Consider the following 3,365-nt stretch of genomic DNA (forward strand, 5'->3'; position numbering starts at 1 on the left):
GTTTTGGCGCGGTTGGGCGGCGCATCCGAACCGGGATAAGGCAGCTCTGGCTCGGCGGCTTTGGCTCCGCCATGCGCCGGCGCTTGCCCTTCCGCACCTGCGGCGCCATCGGCATGCTCCCACGGCTCGAGATCGGTCTGGTCGGCATGAACCGGCTCTTCGGGAACCTCGGGCTGCGAAGCGTTCGCTGCTTCCTCGGCCTTCGCCTCGTCTGTCTGCGCCTCCTGCGTGGCGGCGTCCTCGTCGGCGATGCGTGAGACGGCGCCCGGCTCGAGATCGATGGTCACCGGCTCGCGGCGGCTTTTCGAGTGTCGCATCTTCGGCGTCTTGACCATGCCTGGGCTCCGCACATTCGCTTCGTCTCAACGCCTGGCGGCGCATGATGGTTCAGAAAGGGTCTAGCACATCACCAAGCGGTGAAAAGGGGCGGTGTGATGACGCGGCTCAGCGCGGCGCCTGCAAAAGCGCCAGCAATGCCTCCTCGTCAGGTTGCGCGGCAATGCGGATCCTTTCGCCGGCGGCATCGTCGAAGGCTGCGGCGATCCGCGTGGAAAGCGCAAAAACCCATGTTTTTTCGAAGAGACCGCGCAGAGCGGGCCGTCTTGCCAACATCTGCATCGCCGCCGCCGCCTTGGCTGAATAGAGCAATACCGCGTCGGCAGGTTGCCCCGACAGGCGTTCGAGGGTGACTTCGTCCGGATAACCCACTGTCAGCGTGTCATAGGTCTCGACGGCGTGGACCCGAACGCCCGCCGTCCCGAGCCTCTGTTCGAACGCCGGAAAACGCACGCGCCCGCAGAGGTAGACAATCGTCTTTCCAGAAAAATCGGCAGCGAGAACGTCGGCCAGCGCCTCGGCATCGCCGGGGCCTTCACTGACCGACAAAAACCCCGCTTTGCGGGCAGCTTCCGCAGTCCGCCTGCCGACGGCATGACAAGGCAAGGCGGCGAGCGTCGCGATGATTTCTTCCGGCGCATGGCGCATGGCATTGGCGCTTGTGACGGCCACCGCGACGGCATCGTCCGGGATCAGTCCGGCGGCGACAGGCAACGCCTTTGTTTCGGTCAGGGGCAAAAGAACCGGCTGAAAACCTGCCTCCTCCAGCCGATGCGCTGTGCGCGAAGCACCCGGTTCCGGCCTGGTCACCAGGACGCGAAGCATTTCAGAGCCAGCCGTCGAAGAACTTTTCGCCGGCCCTGGCGCGCACGCTCCGGGCCGCTTCGCCGCCGATCCGGGCGGCGTCTTGCGCCGGTCCCTGCAGTTCGACCGTGTGTGACTGCGTGCCGTCGGGCGAGATGATCAGCCCGGCAAAAGACAGTTTTCCGGCCTCGATCGCCGCATAGCCGGCGATCGGCGTGCGGCAGGAGCCATCGAGCGCCGCCAGGAAGGCACGCTCGCAGGCCAGCGCCTGGCCGGTCGGCACATCATGGACGGCCGCCAGCATCTTTTCGACATCGCGGTCGCCGATACGGGTTTCGATGCCGATCGCGCCTTGCCCCGGCGCCGGCGGGAAGACATCGAGCGGTATCAGGTCGGTGACGACATGCTCGAGCCCAAGCCGCTTCAGCCCGGCATAGGCCAGGATCGTGCCGGCGGCGACGCCTTCGTCGAGCTTGCGCAGCCGCGTCTGCACATTGCCGCGGAACATCACCACGTCGAGATCCGGCCGCATCCGGCGGATCAGCGCTTGCCGCCGTAGCGACGACGAGCCGACTTTCGCCCCGCGCGGCAGTTCGGCGATCGTCTTCGCCGCTTTGCCGACAAAGGCGTCGCGTGCGTCCTCGCGCGGCAGGAAGGCCGACAGTTCGAGGCCGTCGGGCAGTTGCGTCGGCATGTCTTTCGACGAATGCACGGCGATGTCGATCCGGCCGGCCAGCAGCGCCTCCTCGATCTCCTTGGTGAACAGGCCCTTGCCGCCGGCTTCCGACAGCGGCCGGTCCTGAATGCGGTCGCCGCTGGTCGAGATGACGACCACCTCGAACGCCTCCGCCGGCATGCCATGCGCGGCCATCAGCCGCGCCTGCGTTTCATGCGCCTGCGCCAGCGCCAGCGGGCTGCCGCGTGTTCCGATTCTCAAGATTGTTTGCATGGCGCGCAGTCCGTGATAACCCCCCGGCAAGCGAGGCTTTTCCGGGGTTCTCCTAACGGGGAAAACCCCATGATACAATCTTTAGGGACAGCGACGAATTGATCCGCGTGCTGGGCATAGAGACGAGTTGTGACGAGACCGCCGCCAGCGTGGTGGCCGTCGACGGCGACGCCGCGCCAAAAATCCTGTCCAACATCGTGCTCAGCCAGATCGAGGAGCATGCCGCTTTCGGCGGCGTCGTGCCGGAAATCGCCGCGCGCGCCCATGTCGAGGCGCTGGACGGCATCATCGAGGCGGCGCTTGCCGATTCGGGCACGGCGCTAGCCGATATCGACGCGATTGCCGCCACCGCCGGCCCCGGCCTGGTCGGCGGGCTGATCGTCGGGCTGATGACCGCCAAGGCAATCGCCGCGGCGGCGAACAAGCCGCTGATCGCCATCAACCACCTCGAAGGCCATGCGCTGACCGCAAGGCTGACCGACGGGCTCGACTTTCCCTATCTCTTGCTGCTGGTCTCCGGCGGCCATACGCAAATCGTCGCCGTGCGGGGTGTCGGCGGCTACCAGCGCTGGGCAACGACTATCGACGACGCGCTCGGCGAAGCCTTCGACAAGACGGCCAAGATGCTTGGCCTGCCCTATCCCGGCGGACCGAATGTCGAAAAGGCGGCACAGGCCGGCAACGCCTCGCGCTTTGCCTTTCCGCGTCCGATGAAGGGCTCGGCCCAGCCCGACTTCTCCTTCTCCGGCCTCAAGACCGCCGTGCGCCAGGCGGCGAGCGCCATTGCGCCGCTGAGCGACCAGGACGTCGCCGACATCTGCGCCTCGTTCCAGGGGGCCGTAGCCGATGCTCTGGCCGACCGTGTTTCTCGCGCGCTGACGCGCTTTCGCGAGACATTTCCCGGCACCAGGAACCCAGCCCTCGTCGTTGCCGGTGGTGTCGCCGCCAACCGCACGATCAAGACCATGCTGGAGCGGCTCTGCGCCGAGACCGGCTTCACCTTCATTGCGCCGCCACTGAAACTTTGCACCGACAATGCGGCGATGATCGCCTGGGCCGGCATCGAGCGGCTGCGCGAGGGCATGGCGCAAGAGAACGGCTTCGATTTCGTGCCGCGCTCGCGCTGGCCGCTGGACAGCATCTCGGCGCCGATGGTCGGCTCCGGCCGGCGCGGAGCCAAGGCATGAACGAGGTGGCAATGAGCGGCAACGTCACCGCGCCAAGCGGCTGGCGCGTTGCCGTGCTCGGCGGCGGCGCCTGGGGCACTGCCTTGGCC

General features: G+C 66.9%; 3 protein-coding genes and 1 pseudogene. 1 reads left to right on the forward strand and 3 read right to left on the reverse strand.

What is annotated here, in order from left to right; genetic code table 11:
• From ENZ75_RS25825 to hemC, 3 genes and pseudogenes are all read right to left on the reverse strand, one after another.
• A pseudogene (locus ENZ75_RS25825) lies at positions 1-335 on the reverse strand (phage tail protein); the annotation flags it as partial.
• Positions 336-444: 109 nt separating this feature from the next.
• Positions 445-1,161 carry a uroporphyrinogen-III synthase gene (locus ENZ75_RS25830; protein ID WP_063169517.1) on the reverse strand — a complete coding sequence of 239 codons (717 nt, stop codon included), beginning with the start codon at positions 1,159-1,161 and terminating at the stop codon, positions 445-447.
• Between the two features lies 1 nt (position 1,162).
• Positions 1,163-2,089 (reverse strand): hydroxymethylbilane synthase, encoded by a 927-nt coding sequence (hemC, locus tag ENZ75_RS25835; RefSeq protein WP_063170402.1) that lies wholly within the window; start codon positions 2,087-2,089, stop codon positions 1,163-1,165.
• A 101-nt stretch (positions 2,090-2,190) separates the two neighbouring features.
• On the opposite strand from hemC, the gene tsaD reads away from it, so the two are divergent.
• Positions 2,191-3,276, forward strand: a complete 1,086-nt coding sequence (gene tsaD, locus ENZ75_RS25840) for a tRNA (adenosine(37)-N6)-threonylcarbamoyltransferase complex transferase subunit TsaD (protein ID WP_181172687.1) — start codon at positions 2,191-2,193, stop codon at positions 3,274-3,276.
• Positions 3,277-3,365 lie beyond the last annotated feature (89 nt).

It is taken from the genome of Mesorhizobium sp. M7A.F.Ca.CA.002.04.1.1, assembly GCF_004022805.1.
GTDB lineage: Bacteria > Pseudomonadota > Alphaproteobacteria > Rhizobiales > Rhizobiaceae > Mesorhizobium > Mesorhizobium ciceri.